The organism is Curvibacter sp. GW821-FHT09D12, from assembly GCF_059416245.1.
In genome coordinates, this window is sequence record NZ_JBWKOU010000024.1 from 1 (window position 1) to 16,836 (window position 16,836).

The following is a 16,836-nucleotide window of genomic DNA, read 5'->3' on the forward strand; positions in this document are numbered from 1 at the left end:
GTCGCCTTTCTTTGCTTACTTTCTTTGGCGAGACAAAGAAAGTGAGGCGCCCGCCGGGGCGCAATCCCGGCCTCCGAACTCAAACAAGCAGCAGAAGCAACAGAGCGCAGCGGCATCACCGCCATAACCCAGCCCTTACCCCACCGGCCAAACCACCCCGTTGTCATTCAAGATCGCATCCAGCGGCTGGTCATGCGCCTCGGGCTCGAAGTCGGGCAGAAAGCCCTGGGTGTAGCCCAGGCCCACCGTCACCGGGCGGGGCTCCAGGGCGGCCAGGGTGCGGTCGTAGAAGCCGCCGCCGTAGCCCAGGCGGTAGCCGCCAGGGCCGTAGCCCACGCAGGGCACGAACAGCAGGGAGGGCACGATCAGCTCGGTGTCCTTCGGCTTGGGAATGCCGTAGGCGTCTTCTTCCATGGGGCAGCCCGGGTACCAGGCGTGGAAGGTCAGCGTCTTGTGCACCTTGTCCACCACCGGCAGGCCGATGCGGCGCAGCTGGGGCTCGCCCTGCAGTTCGCCGTCTTCCTTCCAGCGGTGCAAGGCGGGCAGGGGGTCGAATTCGCCCTTGATGGGCCAGTAGGCCCCAATGACCTGATCGGTGCGACCAACCAGCCAGATGCGCATCACGCGCTGCAGCAACTCGGCGCGCTGTAGCCTGTCTGGCAGGTTCAGTCGTTGCTCAATGAGTGCCTTGCGAACCGCTAACTTGTCCATAATTCCCTCATGTATCTAAAGAAGATTTTGACACCGCTTCTGGTGTCTCTGGTTTTGAGCTGTTCAGCCGCTGGGGTCTGGGCGCAAACCGGGGGCCTGGCAGGGGCCTCGATGGCGGGCCAGAACCGGGCCGATGACGTGCTGGTCGACATGAGCCAGGCCTTTCGCAAAGGGGATCGCAAGAAGCTGGCCCAGTTGCTGCCGTTGGCACGCGGCCACGCGCTGGAACCCTGGGCCGCCTACTGGGAGCTGCGTGCCCGTCTGAACGAGGCCAGCGCCGATGAAGTTGAGGCCTTCATGGCGCGTTATGTCGGCACTTACCAGGAAGACCGCATGCGGGCCGACTGGCTGCAATTGCTGGGCCAACGGCGCGACTGGGAGGGCTTTGCGGCGCAATACCCGCTGTACCGCATGGGTGACGACCGCGAACTGCGCTGCTATGCGTTGGCGGTGGACTACCTCAAGGGCGTGGCGGCACCCGGTGCGGCCGAAGAGGTGCGGCGCCTGTGGCACGGCCTGCGCGAGGCCGAAGATGGCTGCACCCTGGCAGCGGACCGCTTCTATGCCGGCAAGCGTTTGACTGCGCTCGACATCTGGCGCAAGGCGCGCCTGGCCACCGAGGCCAACCGGCCTCGCGCCGCCCGCAACGCGGTGGGCGTGGTGGCGCCCGAGGTCTTGCCCGAACTGGGCCTGATCAACGACAGCCCGGTGAAGTTTTTGGCCAAGCGTGCCGCGGCCCCGAGCCGGGTACGGCAAGAGCTGGTGGTGCTGGCCCTGATCAAGATCGCGCTCAGCGACCCCGACACCGCCGCCACCCTGTTGGAAACCCGTTGGGCCGTGCAGCTGTTGCCCGAAGAAGAGCACTGGGTGCTGGGCGTGATCGGCAAGCAGGCCGCGCTCAAGCTCGATCCGTCGGCCGCGCGCTACTTTGGCAAGGTGAACCGCGACACCGACCTCAACGATGATCTGCTGGGCTGGAAGGTGCGCGCCGCGCTGCGGGCCGGCCAGTGGCGCCAGGCCCTGGGCGCTTTGCGGGCCATGAGCGAAGAGGCGCGCAAGGAAAGCATCTGGGTCTACTGGCGGGCGCGGGCCCAACTGGCCCTGGCGCGCAACGAGGCCGAGCGCCGCGAGGCCTTGCAGCCCCTGCAGGCCATTGCCGGCCCCCGTGGCTTCTACGAGCAACTGGCGCTCGATGAGCTGGGCCAGAAGCTGGTGCTGCCACCGGCACCTGTGCCCTTGTCGCCCGAAGAGAAAGAGGCGGCGCGCAACAACGCCGGCTTGAACCGGGCCCTGTACGCCATCGCCATTGGCCTGCGCTCCGAGGGCAACCGCGAATGGAACTACAGCACCAACCTGCACAGCCCAGGGGGCATGGCCGAGCGTGACCTGCTGGCTGCTGCCGACCTGGCCTGCCAGCGCGAGGTTTGGGACCGCTGCATCAACACCAGCGAACGCACCCGCAGCGTGTTCGATGCCAGCCAGCGCTACCCCATGCCTTTTCGGGACCAGGTGCTGCGGCGTGGGCGCGAGATCAACCTCGACCCCGCCTATGTGTATGGCCTGATCCGCCAGGAAAGCCGCTTCATCATGGACGCCCGCTCGGGCGTGGGCGCCTCGGGATTGATGCAGGTCATGCCGGCCACCGCACGTTGGACGGCCAAGAAGATCGGCCTGGCGGGCTTCACCCCCGACCAGCTCTCTGACCGTGACACCAACATTGCCATCGGCACGGCCTATCTGAAGCTGGCGCTGGACGACTTTGGTGGCTCGATGCCCATGGCTGCCGCGGCCTACAACGCCGGGCCGGGCCGGCCGCGCAACTGGCGCAACGGCCCCATGCTGGAGGCCGCGATCTGGGCCGAGAACATTCCTTTCAACGAAACCCGCGACTACGTGAAGAAGGTTCTGGCCAATACCACGGTGTACGCCGCCTTGATCACCGGGCAGCCCCAATCGTTGAAAGGTCGGCTGGGCCTGGTGGGCCCGCGTGACCAAGGCGTGCCCGACCCCAGTACTGATCTGCCCTGAGCGCGGGCCTGCGCGCCCGTGCCCTGGCGGGGGCGGAACCTCCGTCCATCTGTCTGGTTTCACGCACCTGTCATCGCAGGCATCCATGCTGCGTGCTCATTCCATCTTCAAGAGCACCTCCCATGGATCGCCGCCAATTCCTGTCCCGTTCTGCCTTCTTCACCGTGGCTGCCGCCTCCCTGACCGCCTGTGGCGGGGGCGGTGGGAGTGACGGGGTTGGCACTTACCAGTTTCCCCAGGGGGTGGCCAGCGGCGACCCGCGTGAAAGCAGCCTGGTGTTCTGGAGCCGCTGCGTGCGCGCCACGGGGGCTGGCGCTGACATCAACGTGCGTCTGCAGGTGTCTACGTCGGCCCAGTTCATCAACTTGCTGGCCGATCTGCCCCTGGTGGCCAGCGCCACCTACGACAACACGGTGCGCGCCAAGGTCACCGGCCTGCCAGCGGCCACGCCGCTGTACTACCGGTTCCTGGCCGGCAATGACGTCAGCGCCGTGGGCGTGGGCAAGACCGCCCCGGCCAGCACGGCCACGCTGGCGCAATTGCGCTTTGCCTGGTTCACCTGTCAGGACTGGAGCGTGAACCACTGGGCTGCCATGAGCCTGTTGGCGGCCGAGGACCTGGACTTTGTGGTGCACCTGGGTGACTACATCTACGAGACCGTGGGGGCCGCCTTCCAGAGTGGCGCGGCCGAACCCGCGCACGCCCGCATCAGCCTGCCCGACGGCACCAAGCTGAGCGACGGCACGGTGTATGCCACCACGTTGGCCGACTACCGCACCCTCTACAAGACCTACCGCGGTGATGCACGCCTGCAGGCCATCCATGCCAAGTTCCCCATGATCGCCACCTGGGACGACCACGAGTTCAGTGATGACTGCTGGCAGGACCACCAGACCTACACCAACGCCAACCTGCAGCAGACGGCCCGCCGCCGCGCCGCCAACCAGGCTTGGGTGGAGTACCTGCCGGTCGACTTCGGCGATGTGTCTTTCGACAGCGCCAATGCGGCTTTCAACAACCTGCGCATCTACCGTGACTTCCGCTTTGGCACGCTGATGCACCTGGTGATGACCGATGAGCGCCTGTACCGGGACGACCATGTGGTGGACGAGGCCACCATTGCCACGGCCCAGGGGCACGACCCCATCAATGGCAGCGACTCGATCGGTGCCCGTTACTTTGTTCAGGTGCCGGTGCTGCAGCAATTCGAGGCGCTCAAGACCCAGGCGATGGGGCGCGTGCCGTCCATCCTCGGCACCCCCCAGACTGCGTGGTGGAAGCAGACCCTGTCGAGTTCCAGTGCCACCTGGAAGGTGTGGGGCAACGAAGTGATGCTGAGCCGGCTTTGGCTGGATCTGCGGGCCAGCGCGCCGGCCCCGTACAACGCCCAGTACGTGGTGAACTGTGACGGCTGGGATGGCTACCCCAGCCACAAGGCCGATCTGCTGGGCCACATCACCAGCAACAACATCCAGAACGTGGTGGCCATCACCGGTGACCTGCACGCCTTCCAGTGCGGTGTGGTGCGCGACAAGCCCGACACCAGCACCGGTACGCCTGCCGTGGTCGATTTTGTGAGCGCCGGCATCAGCAGTTCCAGCTTCTACAGCTATGTGAAAGCCGGTGCGGGAACCACCCCTTTGGCGGCCCTGGTCACCTCGCCCGCCGTGTTTGACGCCGTGCTCAAAGGCAACAACCCCGACTTCGCCTATGTGGATCACGACGCCCAGGGCTATGCCTCGGCCACCCTCACGGCCAGCAGCCTGCAAGTGATCTACACCAAGATGAAACCCCTCACCAGCAGCGGCACGGTGCCCGACAGCCCAGTGCTCAAGCGCACCCGCATCACCCTGGCCGCGGGCAGCAAGACGCCGGTGGTGACGGACAACATCTGAGCGCGCTGGCTCAGGCGTTGAGCAGTTGCTGCCCTTGCAGTCGGGCGGCCCCCGAGGCCACCAGTTGGTCGACCAGGTCGGACAGCCAGGCCTGCGCGGAGGTGCCCCCACCGTGCCTGGCGGCTTCGGCCATGTAGGGGGTGTGCTCCATCCATTGGCGCAACTCGGTGAGGCTGATCTGCTGCCACTCGAGCAGCTTGAACTTCAGCAGCACCTTGGTGGCGTATTGCTGGTGGCGCTCGGGGGTGCGCACAAAGCCGTCCAGCCGTCGGCGTGCCGTGGCCAGTGCGCTCGTCACGTCGTGGAACACCGCGCCATGCCCAGGCACCACGGTGCGGGGAGCCAGGCGCTCGATCAGGTCCAGGGTGGCGGCCACTTCGTCAAAGGCGGGCACGCCGTCGAGTTCGGGGAAGACCACGCCAAAGCCGTTTTCCCAGAGCGCATCCGCTGAGATCAGGGTGGCGCTGGCGGGCTCGAACAGGATCACCGAGTACGGGTCATGCCCTGGCGCCGCATGCACCTGCCAGGTCTGCAGGCCCAGCACCCGTTCGGTATCGGGTTGCAGCAGGCCGTCAAAGCCGAAGCGCGGGCATTGCTGGCCGGTGTGCTGGTAGCTCAGTCGGTTTTCGTCCCAGTGGCGCACGGCCTCGGCTTCGCCGGGTGGGATCCAGGTCTGCAAACCCGGGTATCGGGCCTGCAGCGCTGCATTGCCGCCGCAGTGGTCGCTGTGCAGGTGCGTGTTGAGCAACTGCACCAAGGGGCGCGGGCCCAGCGTCGATTCGACCAGGGCCACCGTCTGGTCGCTGTGGGTGGCGTAGCCCGTGTCGACCAAGGTGGCCCCGTCGGGCCCGTCAAGCAGGATGTTGTTGGCCGACAGCCAGCCCCGCTCGAACACGCTGACGCCCGGGGGCAGGGTGGGGCCCTCCATGGGATGCCTCGGGCTCAATGGGCCACAGCGCTGCTGCGCAGCTCGCGCCGCAGGATCTTGCCCACATTGGTCTTGGGCAGCTCGGTTCGGAACTCGATGTACTTGGGGTGCTTGTAGCCGGTGAGGTTTTCGCGGCAGTAGCGGGCCACATCGTCTTCGGTCAGCGCCGGGTCGCTGCGCACCACGAAGACCTTGATCGATTCGCCCTGCTTGGCGTCGGGCACGCCGATGGCGGCACATTCAAGCACGCCGGGGCACATCGAGATCACTTGCTCCAGTTCGTTGGGGAACACATTGAAGCCGCTGACCAGGATCATGTCCTTCTTGCGGTCGATGATGCGGGTGTAGCCCTTGTCGTCCATCACGCCCACATCGCCGGTGCGCATGAAGCCGTCGCTGGTGAAGGTCTTGGCGTTCTCGGCGGGCTGCTGGTAGTAGCCCGTCATCACATTGGGCCCCTTGATGCAGATCTCGCCCGATTCACCTTGCGGCACGGTGTTGCCTGCGTCGTCCTTGATGGCAATGTCGATGCTGGGCAGGGGCAGGCCGATCGAGCCTGAAAAAACGGTGCTGTTGACTGGGTTGTTGGTGCCGATGGCGCAGGTCTCGCTCATGCCCCAACCTTCGATCATGGCCGAGCCCGTGGCTTGCTGCCAGGCCTTGGCCGTGCCCTCGGCCGCAGCCATGCCGCCGGCCTGCGAGATGCACAGGTGCGAAAAATCAAGGGTCTTGAACTCGGGGTGCTGCAGCAGGGCGTTGAACAGCGTGTTCACCGCCGGCAGCATGTGGAAGGGGCGCTTCTTCAGCTCCTTGATGAATTTGCCGATGTCGCGCGGGTTGGGAATCAGCGTCAGGTGCGAGCCTTGGCGGATGGCCAGCAGGCACAGGGTCAGCGCGAAGATGTGGTAAAGCGGCAGGGCGGCAATGCCGTTGATCTGGGTCGGGTCGCCAATGCGGGCCAGCGCCGGTTTGAACCAGGCATCGGCCTGCAGGGTGGCGGCCACAATGTTGCGGTGGGTCAGGGTGGCGCCTTTGGACAGGCCGGTGGTGCCGCCGGTGTACTGCAGAAAGGCGATCGAGTCGAGGTTGCTGCTGGCAGGTTGCAGCTTCAGGCCGCGCCCCTCGGCCAGGGCCTGGCTGAAAGCCACCACGCTGCGGCCGGGCGTCAGCGGGATCTGATAAGGCGGCACCATCTTGGCCAGGTGGCGCACGGCAAAGGTGATCCAAGCGCCCTTGAGGCCGCCCAGCAGGTCACCCATCGAGGTCATCACCACCTGCTTGATCGGCGTCTTGTCGATCACCGCCTGCAGGGTGTGGGCAAAGTTCTCCAGGATGATGATGGCACTGGCCCCTGAATCCTTGAGCTGGTGCTCCAGCTCGCGTGCGGTGTAGAGCGGATTGACGTTGACGCAGGTGTAGCCGGCGCGCAGCACCGCCGCCATGGTGACCGCGAATTGCGGGATGTTGGGCAGCATGATGGCCACTCGGGCCCCGGGTTCGAGGCCGCGCGATTGCAGCCAGGCGCCCAATGCCGCCGACAGGGTGTCAAGCTCGCCATAGCTCATCCACACGTCCATGCAAACCGAAAACGGCTTGTCGGCAAATTTGCGGAACGATTCCTCCAACAGGTGGGGGACCGAACGGTATTGCTCGGGGTCAATCGTTTGGGGCACGCCGGCCGGGTAGTGCTGCAACCAGATTCTGTCCATCATGTCTCTCCTTGGCGCCCGATTTTGGCTGCACCGCAGCAAGCGTGGCTACGGGGCTTGTCCTAGGGGCGGGGCTTCAGTCGTCGCTGAGGCGACAGCCACAGACCGTTGTGCCCCCCAATGCACTGCGTGCCATCATTGGTGAATGAAATCAGATCCATCCGGGGTGATCCGCCCATGATCGCCAGATTGCAAAGAATGATGTTGTGCTGGGGCGCCCTGCTGGTGGCTTGTGCTGTTGGGTGGTGGTGGCCTCAATCGCCGTGGGCGATCGCCGCCACCCTGCTGGGGCTGCTGGCCCTGAATCCGTTGGCCCTGGGCCTGGAGTTCATGATCATGGTGCAGGTCAACCGCAGCGACCCGGCGCCCAGGGCCTCCTGGTGGCAGGTGCTGTTGGCCTGGGTGACCGAGGTGCGGGCCTCCAGCCGCGTGTTCGGGCTCTGGCAGCCTTTTCAGGCCGAGGCCTTGAGTGATCGGCTTCCGCCCGCTTGCCAGCCCGGGCCGCGCGGTGTGCTGCTGATCCACGGCTATTTCTGCAACCGGGGTGTCTGGACCCCGTGGATGCAGCATTGCACGGCGGTGGGGCGGCCTTTCGTGGCACTCAGCCTGGAGCCCCCCTTCGGCTCGATCGATGTTTATGCCGCGCAGGTGGAGCGCGCCGTGACGGCCCTCACCGAGGCCACAGGCCGTGCCCCCGTCATCGTGGCCCACAGCATGGGCGGCCTGGTGGCCCGCGCCTGGTTGCGGGCCAGCGCAGGGCCCGGCGAAGCCGCCCGTGTGCACCATGTGATCACCCTGGGCACCCCGCACCAGGGCACCTGGCTGGCCCGCTGGGCCCACACGGCCAACGTCCGCCAGATGCGCCGGGCCAGCCCTTGGCTGCAAGCCCTGGCCGCCCAAGAGCCGCCCGAACGCGCCGCCGCCTTCAGTTGTTTCTATTCGAACTGCGACAACATCGTCTTCCCGGCCCACACCGCCACCCTGCCCGGCGCCCAGGCCCACTTCGTGCCCGGCATCCCCCACGTCGCCCTCGCCACCGACCCCGGCGTGCGCACCCAGGTGATGGCCTTGATCAAAGCGATGGATTGAGGCGTGGCGGCATTCCCAAGGGGCCGTCAGGCCCCCTTCTGAATTCAGCGAGCTTTAAACGAAGCTGTCAGGCCGGCGTCTGGCAGCCCCAAGGCGGCCTGCGGCCCCCCAGGGGGGGTAGGAAGTGACACGAAGTGCACGCCCGTGGGGGCCTCAGATCACCCCGCGCCGCATCTGATCGAGTTCGATGGATTCGAACAAGGCCTTGAAATTGCCATTGCCGAAGCCGTCATCGCCCTTGCGCTGGATGAACTCGAAAAAGATCGGGCCCAGTTGGTTTTCGCTGAAGATCTGCAGCAGTAGGGCGTCCTTCTTGCCATCGATCAAGATCTTGCGCTGATGCAGCTCTGCCAAGTCTTCGCCGTGGCCCGGGATGCGCTTGTCCACCAGTTCGTAGTACGTGTCGATGGTGTCGAGCAGCCGCACTTGGTTGGCCTGCAGGCCATCGACGGTGGCGTAGAGGTTGTCTGAGCCCATGGCGATGTGCTGGATGCCTTCGCCGCGGTACATGTCCAGGTATTCCTGGATCTGGCCAGGCTTGTCCTTGCCCTCTTCGTTGATCGGGATGCGGATCTTGCCGCAGGGGCTGGTCATGGCCTTGCTCTTCACGCCGGTCACCTGGCCTTCGATGTCGAAGTACTTGACCTCGCGGAAGTTGAACAGGCGCTCATAGAAGTCGGCCCATTCATGCATGCGCCCCCGGTGCACGTTGTGCGTCAGGTGGTCGATGTAGGTCAGGCCCACGCCGTGGGGGGCCAGGGCTTCTTCGGTGCTCAGGCCGGGCAGGGGCTCGAAGTCGACGTCAAAGAAGCCGATGTTGCCGATGGCGCCTGGCTGGGCGCCGTTCTTGCCGCGCCAACGGTCCACCAGGTAGATCAGGCTGTCGCCAATGCCCTTGATGGCGGGGATGTTCAGCTCGCCCGGGCCTGCCACGCCGGCATAGCCCCAGGCACCCAGGCCGACGGCGCGTTCGTAGGCGGCCTTGGCGTCCTGCACCCGGAAGGCAATCGCACACACGCTGGGGCCGTGCAGCCGCGCAAAGCGCTGGGCAAACGAATCCGGTTCGGCGTTGATGATGAAGTTGATCTCCCCCTGACGGTACAGGGTCACGTTCTTGTGGCGGTGCCGAGCCACCGGGCGAAAGCCCATGCGTTCAAATACCAGGCCCATGGCCACCGGATCGGGGGCCGCGTATTCAATGAACTCAAAGCCGTCGGTGCCCATGGGGTTGTCCCAAGGGGTGAAGGGGGCCACGGTGGACGTGGCGCTGGCGGGCAGGGGGGCATTCATCGGTCTGTCTCCATCCATGAGTGAGGTCTTGAAGCGATTGACTGTAGGGGGCGGGCCCAGCAGTTTTTCTGCATTCTTTGGCCGTGACATCCGTCAATTTGCAAGAATCCTGCAAAATAAAAGCCATGGAAGCATTGGATAAGCTGGATCGGCAGATTTTGCGCAGTCTGCAGGCGGATGGTCGCGCCACTTACGATCAGATCGCCGAGGCCGTGGGCTTGTCGGCCAGCGCGGTGTTGCGCCGGGTCAGGCGGCTGGAAGACAGCGGCGTGATCGACCGCTATGTGGCGCTGGTGCAGCCCGAGGCGGTGGGGCTGGGTCTGACGGCCTACCTCAATGTTCGGCTTGAGAAGCACACGGAAAGCCACAAACGCAACCCCATGGACCTGTTCCGGGCCAGTGTGCAGACTTGGCCTGAGGTGGTCGAGTGCGCGGCGCTCACGGGCGAGATGGATTTTCTGTTGCGGGTGGTGGTGGCCGACATGGCGCATTACCGTCGCTTTGTGCTCGAAAGCTTGCTCAAGCACCCCAGCGTGCAGGATTGCAAGACCAGCTTCGTGCTGGACCGCGTCAAGGCGACCACGGCCTTGCCTGTCTGACGAACGGTGCTGGATGAGGGATAACCTTCATCCCCGCAGGGCTTGAATGGGGTGGATTTTGGGTTATAGGGGAAAACCCTTATAGTTCAGCCCATGTTAGCCCCTTCCAACTGGATCCGGTCTTCGCTGCAAGCGGGGCGTGATCTGTTTCATTTCACCCTGGCCCAACCTTCGGGCCCCGAAGCCTCGGGCCCGTCGCCTGTGCTGGTGCCCATTCGTTCACTGGGCCCCAGCTACCGCTCCCGCATTGCGGCCCACTTGCTGGCCCTGGAGCCGCAAGACCGTTACCTGCGCTTTGGCTACGCCGCCAGCGACGAGCAGGTGCAGCGCTACGTGGATCAGCTTGATTTCGAGCGTGATGAGATCTTTGGCATTTACAACCGTCGGCTTGAGTTGATTGCCATGGCGCATCTGGCCTTCTCGACCGATCCCAAGTCGGCCAGCTGTGCCGAATTTGGGGTGTCGGTGCTCAAGCAAGCCCGTGGCCGCGGTTTTGGTGCCCGTTTGTTTGACCGGGCCGTGATGCATGCACGCAACGAAGGCGTGAGCCTGATGTTCATCCACGCCCTGAGCGAGAACACAGCCATGTTGAAGATCGCCCGCAATGCCGGCGCGACGGTGGTGCGTGATGGCTCCGAGTCCGAGGCCCACCTCAAGCTGCCACCTGCCAGCCTGGATTCCAGGGTGGCCGAGATTGTTGAGCAGCAGTTTGCTGAACTGGATTACCGGCTCAAGGTCCAGGCCAAACAGTTCCGTGAAACGCTGGCCAGTGTGCAGGAAATCCGCCGCGGCGTGCGCCAGGGGCGGCACCAGTCCGCCCAGTGAGGTTCACCCAGTGACGGGTTGGCGGCCGGTCCTGTTGGCCGGCTGTCACATCAATCCGCTATCCTTGAGGCTTACTCACTACCGCACGTTTTGCGCACCAGGCTGTGTCCGACCCTCACCCAGCGCGCGCTTCCGAGAAGGAAGACAAGCGCTCTTTTCTGCAAAAAGTTGCCGAATTCATCCGTCCCGGGCCCGACTCGCGTGACGAATTGCTGGATGCCCTCACCGATGCCGAGGACAACCAGGTCATAGGCGCCGAGTCGCGCGTGATGCTCGAAGGCGTGATCCGCATGGCCGACTTGACGGCCGGCGATGTCATGCTCGCCACGCCGCGCATGGACCGGCTCAGCATCGATTCTCCCTACGAGGAACTGCTGCACCAGGTGATTGAAACGGCGCATTCCCGTTTCCCGGTGTACAGCGGCGAGCCCGACAACATCATCGGCATCCTGATGGCCAAAGACCTGCTCAAGCTGCAGCGGGCCCCTGAACTCAACCTCCGGGCGCTGCTCAGGCCGGCCGTTTTTGTGCCTGAAAGCAAAGGTCTCAATGACTTGTTGCGCGAGTTTCGCGGCAATCGCAACCATCTGGCCATCGTCATCGACGAGTTCGGCCGGGTGGCCGGTCTGATCACCATCGAAGATGTGCTGGAGCAGATCGTGGGCGAGATCGAGGATGAATTTGACATCGCCGAAGACGAAGGTGACATCTTCGGCCTGGCCGATCGCAGCTATCGTGTGAGCGGCGACACGCCGATCGAGCGTGTGGCCGAGGCCTTTGGCGTGCAGATCGAAAGCCGCGATGCCGACGAGCACTTCGACACCATCGGCGGCCTGATCGCCCATGAGCTGGGCCATGTGCCCCGGCGCGGCGAGCACTTCGAGCTGGCCGGCCTGAAGTTCGTGGTGCAACACACCAAGGGCGGCGCTGTGCGCTGGTTCAAGGTCACGCCCCAGGCGGACGGCGCCAGCCCCGCATGAAGGGCTTGAGCGGTCGCATGCGGCCGACCTGGGCCGCCTGGGTCTGTGCGGGCCTGGCCGGGTTGATGCAAGCCCTGTCGCTGGCCTGGCCCTGGGGGGGGCAGGCCTCGGGCACCTTGCAGGCCCTGTCGTTGGCGGCCCTGGTCGGTCTGCTCAACCGGGCGCTCAGCGCCCGGCACGGCGCCTGGCTTGGCGGGGTGTTTGCCCTGTGCTGGCTGGCCGGCACCTTTTGGTGGTTGTACATCTCGATGGCGGTCTATGGCGGGCTGGATGCGCCGTTGGCTGTGCTGGCCGTGTTGGGGCTGGCCGCTTTTCTGGGCAGCTACTACACCGTCGCGGCAGGTCTTTATGTGCGTTGGCGCCGTCGCCTCGCACTGGGCCCGCTGGCGTCGGCGGGCCTGTTTGCCGCCTTGTGGACCCTGGCCGAACTCCTGCGCGGGCATTGGTTCACGGGCTTTCCCTGGGGCGCCGGGGGCTATGCCCAGGTAGACGGTGCTGCCCGCTGGCTGGCCCCTTGGGTGGGGGTGTATGGCACCGGGGCGGTGGTGACGGCCTGGGCGGCCGGGCTGGCCAGCCTGCCTCGGCGGAAATGGCCGGTGCAGATGCTGCTGCTGGGGCTTGGGGCGCTGCTCTGCTGGGCGCCTGCGCCTGAGCAGGCGGCCTCGTCGGCCCCATTGGAAGTCAGTCTGTTGCAGGGCAACATTCCGCAGGACGAGAAATTTCAGGCCGGCTCAGGGGTGCCCATGGCCCTGGCCTGGTACCGTGCGCAGTTGATGGCCAATCAGGCCTCGCTGGTCGTGGCCCCGGAGACCGCGCTGCCCCTGCTGCCCGAGCAACTGCCCGCGGGCTATTGGGAGGGCCTGCTGGAGCGGTATGGCGTGGGGCCTCAGAGGCCTGGGCCTGCAGAGAACGGGCCGCCCCAGGCGGCCCTGATCGGTGTGCCCCTGGGCAACCAGCGCGAGGGGTATACCAACTCGGTGCTGGGCCTGAGGCCTGGTGAGTCCCGGTTGTACGCCTACGACAAGCACCATCTGGTGCCGTTTGGCGAGTTCATCCCGCCGATGTTCCACTGGTTTGTGGCCCTGATGGACATGCCCTTGGGCGATTTCAACGCCGGGACCGTGGGGCAGCCCTCCATGTCCTGGCAGGGGCAGCGCCTGGCCCCGAACATCTGCTACGAGGACTTGTTTGGCGAAGAGCTGGGCCTGCGTTTTCGCGACCCCACCCAGGCGCCCACGGTCTTTGTCAACGTGAGCAACATCGGCTGGTTTGGCGACAGCGTGGCGATTGACCAGCACCTGAACATCTCCCGCCTGCGGGCACTGGAGTTCGCCCGCCCCATGGTGCGGGCCACCAACACCGGCGCCACCGCCATCATCGACCACCGCGGCCGGGTGACGGCCCAGTTGCCCCCGGTGAGCCGGGGCGTGCTGCAAGGCGTGGTGCAGGGCAGGGGCGTGAGTGCCGACCAGGGTGGTTGGGGCATCACGCCCTATGCCTGGTGGGTGTCACGCCTGGGGCTGGCGCCGCTGTGGTTGATTTGCCTGGGGGCGCTGGCCTGGGCCCGTTGGCGCGAGCGCCGCGCGCCGCCCGGGTAGGCCCTCAAACGGGCGCGGTTGCCGAGCCCGTTTACTGAGTGGCCCAGGGGTAGTAGGCAATGCCTTCGTACGCAAATTTGGGCTGGGAGCTGATCACGTAATCGCGTTCAGCGCTGCTCATGGTGTAGAAATGCGCGCCTGTGGTGCTGTTGTAGAAGCGATACAGGGCGCTGTTGCTGCCATCCGATGACGTCTTGGCGTACCAGAAGGTACCTTCATCGCGGTAGGCTGGCAGCGATTGGTCTACATAGGCGCGTTCGACGGCGCTGATGGTATAGAAATGCACGCCCAGCGAGGCATTGTAGAAACGGAACACCGGGCTCAAGCCTGCTGCACTGTTCATGTAGGCATAAAAAGAGGTGCCCTCGTAGCTGTACTGCGGGTAGGTGGCAATCACATAGTCGCGTTCGCTGGCGCTGGCTGTGTAGAAGTGGGCCTGGGTCTGTGTGTTGTAGAAGCGGAAGACAGGTGTGCGGCTGGTCGTGCTGCTGTTGTCCAGCCATTGGAAGATGCTGGCGGTGTAAGGGATGTCAAAGCGGCCATACACATCGTTGGCCGTGGGGTTGGCGCAGGTGGAGGCGCCGCCGGACAACTGGCCCACCAGGTACTTCGAACTGCCGCTGGTGATGAACAGTCCTGAGCCGCTGCTGCCGCCCTCGGTTACGCCACTGGTCCAGCCAACCCGGACGTGGGTGGTGGCGCTGCTGGAGCTCGTTGTATAGGTGCAAGAGAAGGTCTCAGAGCCCGCGGCCCGGGTGCAGGTGGCATACCCGGTGGTGCTTCCCAGGCTGACCTTCTGCAGGTCGCCCGCGGGGTGGTGCACGCCGCCGACGCTGGTGCCCACGGCGGGCAGGCTCGGCGACCAGCCCGAATAGGTCACGCCCGCGGGCGGGCTGTTGTTCAGGCGCAGGAAGGTGGCGTCACTGCTGTTGTCGGTGTAGAGCAGGGCGGCGCCGCCGGTCACGGTCTTGCTGCCGCTGTAAAGCGTGCCGCTGCCACAGGCCGAGGCGCGGTAGAACCAGAAGGTTTGCAGGGTGGTGGCCACGGTCTGGGTCGAGATGCAATGGTTGGCGGTGAGCAGGTAGGGGGTGGTGGTGCTGGCCCGGTCGTTCAGCAGGGTGCCGGAGCACAGGTAGCTGCTGCCAGTGCTGGCATCGGAGAACAGCAGCCGTGCCACGCTGTTACCGGTGCTGCTCCAGTCGCTGTTGCAGGCCACGTCGACTTCACAACTGCCCGAGTTGTTGATCTTCAACGTGAGTTTGGCGGCCGTGGGTGACTGGAACAGGTGCGACAACTGCGGCACATTGATTTGCAGTGTCGAAGTGGCCACACCAGCGGGCAGCTCGATCTGCATCGTCAGGTCTTCGCCTTCCACATAGGGGGCAAAGTAGAGGTGGTTGCCGCTGGCGCCGGCCTGGCTGAGCTCGTTGACGGCCAAGGCGTCGATCACCTGGGTGCCGGTGACTTCAGTGGCGGTGCTGGCGCCTTGCGCATAAAAGCGCAGTTTGGTGCGAGCGTCGATGTGGCCCACCTCCAGCATCAGCCGAGTGCCGGCGGCGCCGCTGGAGACAAAACGGATGGCGGCGCGCTGGCTGCCGTCGCTGTTCGGCGTCCATTGCAGGCGGCTGGCAAAGGTGCTAGCGGAATCCAGTTCGGCAATCTTGCGGCCCAGACCGATCTGGGGCGCTTGTCCGATGCTGCGGATGTCAACAGTGGTTTGCAGTTTGGCGACCTCGGTGCCGGCACTGCCCAGGCTCACCTTGTAGCTGGGGGCCGGGTCGTTGGTGCTCAGGGTGTAGTCGCTGTTCAGCTCTGCAGATTTGGCCGCGGCGGGGGTGAAGCTGTCCACCGGGGTGCCCAGGGCGGTGGTGGGCAATTGGCGTTCTGCCACTGCGCCGCTGCCATTGCCGCCACCGCAGGCACTCAGCAAGGCGGCGACGCCCAGGGCCAGGCCCCATCGAACGAGGTTAGCTTTCATCTTGTCGGATTCCATGTGTTGTTGAGGTGTCCGACGGCCCCCAGGGCATGTGTGCATCGGCTTTGCTCACTTCTGGGGGGATATTTTGCATGGGCTTGGTGTCAATTCGTACTCCTTTTACACACGCGAGCGGGCCCCATGGCGGGGCGCAATGGCTTGCACCGCCGTCGCGCCCCAAGCATCCAGGCCCGGTGAGCCGTAAAATCATGGGTTTGCTGCGCAAGTGCCTGCTTCCCATGCAGCCACGCCGGCCCCATCCACCTCTTTTGCCCAGACCCCGGCCCACCGGGGCCCAACGTCATGTTGACCTTTCAGCAAATCATTCTGAAGCTGCAGTCCTACTGGGACGCCCAGGGCTGCGCGCTGTTGCAGCCCTACGACATGGAAGTGGGCGCAGGCACCTCGCACACCGCCACTTTCCTGCGCGCCCTGGGCCCCGAGCCCTGGAAGGCGGCCTACGTGCAGCCCAGCCGCCGCCCCAAGGACGGCCGTTATGGCGAGAACCCCAACCGCCTGCAGCACTATTACCAATACCAGGTGGTGCTCAAGCCGGCCCCGAGCAACATCCTTGAGTTGTACCTGGGCAGCCTGGAGGCGCTGGGTTTCGACCTCAAGAAGAACGACATCCGCTTTGTCGAAGACGACTGGGAAAACCCTACGCTGGGCGCCTGGGGCCTGGGCTGGGAGGTCTGGCTCAACGGCATGGAAGTGACCCAGTTCACCTATTTCCAGCAAGTTGGCGGCATTGATTGCAAGCCCATCACCGGTGAGATCACCTACGGCCTGGAGCGCCTGGCCATGTATCTGCAGGGCGTGGACAACGTCTACAACCTCAAGTGGACCGACACCCTGAGCTACGGCGATGTGTACCACCAGAACGAAGTGGAGCAGTCGACCTACAACTTCGAGCACAGCGATGCCGAGTTCCTGTTCACCGCCTTTGGCGCCCACGAAAAGCAGGCCAAGTACCTGATGGAGCAGCAACTGGCCCTGCCGGCCTATGAGCAGGTGCTCAAAGCCGCCCACACCTTCAACCTGCTGGATGCCCGGGGTGCGATCTCGGTCACCGAGCGTGCTGCCTACATCGGCCGCATCCGCAACCTGGCCCGCGCTGTGGCCCAGGCTTATTACGAGAGCCGCGAGCGCCTGGGTTTCCCCATGGCCCCGCGCGAGTGGGTTGAACAGATGGCCAAGAAGGCCGCCTGA

The 16,836-nt window shown here is 65.1% G+C and carries 13 protein-coding genes; 8 read left to right on the top strand and 5 right to left on the bottom strand.

Annotated features, from left to right (window positions below; genetic code table 11):
* Positions 1-135: 135 nt before the first annotated feature.
* Positions 136-711, bottom strand: coding sequence for a 5-formyltetrahydrofolate cyclo-ligase (locus tag AC07PT_RS25355; RefSeq protein WP_494658550.1), 576 nt, complete (start codon positions 709-711; stop codon positions 136-138).
* A 9-nt stretch (positions 712-720) separates the two neighbouring features.
* Between AC07PT_RS25355 and AC07PT_RS25360 the strand changes: the two genes are divergently transcribed.
* The gene (locus AC07PT_RS25360) at positions 721-2,739 is read left to right on the top strand and encodes a lytic transglycosylase domain-containing protein (protein WP_494658551.1); all 2,019 of its coding nucleotides are present in this window, start codon (positions 721-723) and stop codon (positions 2,737-2,739) included.
* A 122-nt stretch (positions 2,740-2,861) separates the two neighbouring features.
* A complete protein-coding gene (locus tag AC07PT_RS25365; protein ID WP_494658552.1) occupies positions 2,862-4,634 on the top strand; it encodes an alkaline phosphatase D family protein in 1,773 nt (590 codons plus the stop codon).
* 10 nt (positions 4,635-4,644) lie between these two features.
* Here the strand turns inward: AC07PT_RS25365 and AC07PT_RS25370 are convergent, their stop codons facing one another.
* Positions 4,645-5,562 (bottom strand): MBL fold metallo-hydrolase, encoded by a 918-nt coding sequence (locus AC07PT_RS25370; protein ID WP_494658553.1) that lies wholly within the window; start codon positions 5,560-5,562, stop codon positions 4,645-4,647.
* Between the two features lie 14 nt (positions 5,563-5,576).
* Entirely contained in the window at positions 5,577-7,271 is a 1,695-nt protein-coding gene (locus AC07PT_RS25375) for an AMP-binding protein (RefSeq protein WP_494658606.1), read from the bottom strand.
* Between the two features lie 177 nt (positions 7,272-7,448).
* On the opposite strand from AC07PT_RS25375, the gene AC07PT_RS25380 reads away from it, so the two are divergent.
* Positions 7,449-8,360, top strand: coding sequence for an esterase/lipase family protein (locus tag AC07PT_RS25380; RefSeq protein ID WP_494658554.1), 912 nt, complete (start codon positions 7,449-7,451; stop codon positions 8,358-8,360).
* 153 nt (positions 8,361-8,513) lie between these two features.
* Here the strand turns inward: AC07PT_RS25380 and hppD are convergent, their stop codons facing one another.
* On the bottom strand, positions 8,514-9,650 hold the full coding sequence (gene hppD, locus AC07PT_RS25385; RefSeq protein ID WP_492348849.1) for a 4-hydroxyphenylpyruvate dioxygenase: 1,137 nt from the start codon (positions 9,648-9,650) through the stop codon (positions 8,514-8,516).
* 125 nt (positions 9,651-9,775) lie between these two features.
* Between hppD and AC07PT_RS25390 the strand changes: the two genes are divergently transcribed.
* The 4 genes from AC07PT_RS25390 to lnt all read left to right on the top strand — a co-directional run bounded on the left by AC07PT_RS25390 (position 9,776) and on the right by lnt (position 13,652).
* Positions 9,776-10,249: an Lrp/AsnC family transcriptional regulator gene (locus tag AC07PT_RS25390; protein ID WP_492348850.1), complete on the top strand. Its 474-nt coding sequence runs from the start codon at positions 9,776-9,778 to the stop codon at positions 10,247-10,249.
* Positions 10,250-10,342: 93 nt separating this feature from the next.
* On the top strand, positions 10,343-11,074 hold the full coding sequence (locus tag AC07PT_RS25395; protein WP_494658555.1) for a GNAT family N-acetyltransferase: 732 nt from the start codon (positions 10,343-10,345) through the stop codon (positions 11,072-11,074).
* Positions 11,075-11,178: 104 nt separating this feature from the next.
* Positions 11,179-12,054, top strand: coding sequence for a CorC family transporter (locus tag AC07PT_RS25400; RefSeq protein WP_492348852.1), 876 nt, complete (start codon positions 11,179-11,181; stop codon positions 12,052-12,054).
* Positions 12,055-12,071: 17 nt separating this feature from the next.
* Entirely contained in the window at positions 12,072-13,652 is a 1,581-nt protein-coding gene (gene lnt, locus AC07PT_RS25405; RefSeq protein ID WP_494658556.1) for an apolipoprotein N-acyltransferase, read from the top strand.
* A gap of 31 nt (positions 13,653-13,683) precedes the next feature.
* On the opposite strand, the gene AC07PT_RS25410 is transcribed toward lnt, so the two are convergent.
* The gene (locus AC07PT_RS25410) at positions 13,684-15,630 is read right to left on the bottom strand and encodes a serine protease (protein ID WP_494658557.1); all 1,947 of its coding nucleotides are present in this window, start codon (positions 15,628-15,630) and stop codon (positions 13,684-13,686) included.
* 300 nt (positions 15,631-15,930) lie between these two features.
* Here AC07PT_RS25410 and glyQ point away from each other — a divergent pair, with 300 nt between their 5' ends.
* Positions 15,931-16,836 carry a glycine--tRNA ligase subunit alpha gene (gene glyQ / locus AC07PT_RS25415; RefSeq protein WP_492348855.1) on the top strand — a complete coding sequence of 302 codons (906 nt, stop codon included), beginning with the start codon at positions 15,931-15,933 and terminating at the stop codon, positions 16,834-16,836.